The 1691-nt window shown below is 74.2% G+C and carries 2 protein-coding genes; both read left to right on the top strand.

From position 1 onward, the window contains the following. Nucleotides 1-172 precede the first annotated feature (172 nt). Entirely contained in the window at nt 173-541 is a 369-nt protein-coding gene (locus AB8Z36_RS39595; RefSeq protein ID WP_369218200.1) for a tetratricopeptide repeat protein, read from the top strand. Nucleotides 542-594: 53 nt separating this feature from the next. Continuing rightward, nucleotides 595-1554, top strand: a complete 960-nt coding sequence (locus AB8Z36_RS39600) for an acyltransferase domain-containing protein (protein WP_440582126.1) — start codon at nt 595-597, stop codon at nt 1552-1554. Nucleotides 1555-1691: the final 137 nt, after the last annotated feature.

Below are 1691 nucleotides of genomic sequence, written 5' to 3' on the forward strand. Positions count from 1 at the left end.
GCGCCGAGCGGTGCGGAACAGAGGTAGGGAACTCCGGTGCGGAACAGCGGTGCGGAACACAGGTGCGGCTTGGCGGCGCCGCACAGTGGTCCGGAATGGCGCCGCACAGTGGTCCGGAATAGGGAGTGCCGCGGCGGGCGTTGAGACCGGGGAGTGAGGGAAGGAGTTCGGCGTGCCCGACATCAGCCCGGAGACCCACGTCATCGACTTTCGCGCGGCGGAGCAGCTTCTCGCCGCGCGCGACCCACGCGGTGCGGTGAAGCTGCTCGACACGGTCGTCGCCGCCCACCCCGAGAACACCGCGGCCCGGCTCCTGCGCGCGCGTGCCTTCTTCGCCGCCGCCCAACTGCGCGCCGCGGAGCTGGAGTTCAGCATCGTCCTCGATCGCGAGCCGGACAACGCGTTCGCGCACTTCGCGCTGGCCCGCACCTATGAACGGTGCGCGCGGCCCGAGCAGGCCCGGCGTCACTTCCGCCTCGCGGCGGCGCTCGATCCCCAGCCGGAGTATCTGGCGGCGGCCCGCTTCGACGACAAGGGCTGACCTTGCTGGCGGCGCTCAGGTCGGACGCGGCGTGCGCGGCCTGGCTGGCCGAGCTGGAGAGCGCGGGGCCGCCGCGAGCGGCGGCGGAGCTGCCGGGCGCCGACGAGCTGCCGGACGTACTGCTCGACCTCGCCGTGCCGCACGAGGACATCAACCCCCTGGTGGCGCTGCGCGGACGGCTCCTCGCCGATCCGGAGGCGCGCTGGCTGCTCGACCGCTGCGTGGACGCCCTCGTCAGCCGGATGGGCACCGTCGGGCGGGGCGGCCGGGTGCCGGTGCTGCCCGCCGAGTGGGGCGAGCTGGGCCGCTGCTTCTTCGTGTTCGTCTACGTGGCGGCGCTGCCGCACGCGCGGGCCCAGCACCGCGCCCGCGGCATCCCCGACGACGTGTCGCGCCGTACCCTGGCCGACCTGGGGCGGCACATGGCGGTGCACCGCAGGGCGCGCGGCGTCGGCGGCCTGCTCGTGCCGGAGTGGCCCGGACTGCACTTCCGGGGCGAGCTGTACCAGCTCGGCAGGCTCCAGTTCCAGCGCGCCCTGCTCAGCGGGCGGATGGGCGGCGCGACGGCCGCCGCCGGGCATCCGGCGGGCCCCGGCGACCCCTGCCTCAACCTCCACATCACCGACTTCCGCGGCGCGCTGACCCCGGAGGCCTGTGACCGGTCGCTCGCCATGGCACGGCGGTTCTTCGCGCGCCACTTCCCCGAGGAACGGTACGAGACGGCCGCCTGCCACTCCTGGCTGCTCGATCCGCAGCTCAAGGAGTACCTGCCCGCGGAGTCGAACATCGTCCGCTTCCAGGAGCGCTTCCGCCTCGCGGACACCTATGGGCCGAGGCCGGGGGGCGGCGGTGCGCACAAGCCCGAGGACGGCGATCCGGTCGCCTTCGTCTTCGGCGACCGGGACCTGCCGGTGGCCACACTGCCCCGGCGGACCCGGTTGGAGCGGGCCGTGGGCGACCATCTGCGGGCGGGCGGCCACTGGTACGGAGGGCATGGCTGGTTTCCGCTGTAGCCGGGGAGTGGGAGGCGCGGCGGGGAACGGGGCCGCCGCGTGCTTCGTTGCCGGGTCATGAGCGTCGAGATGCGTGAGGGATACGAGGGGACGGGACCCGGCGCGATCACGCCGGACGGGTGCGCGGTCGATCTGTA

This window comes from Streptomyces flavofungini (assembly GCF_041028215.1).
GTDB lineage: Bacteria > Actinomycetota > Actinomycetes > Streptomycetales > Streptomycetaceae > Streptomyces > Streptomyces flavofungini_B.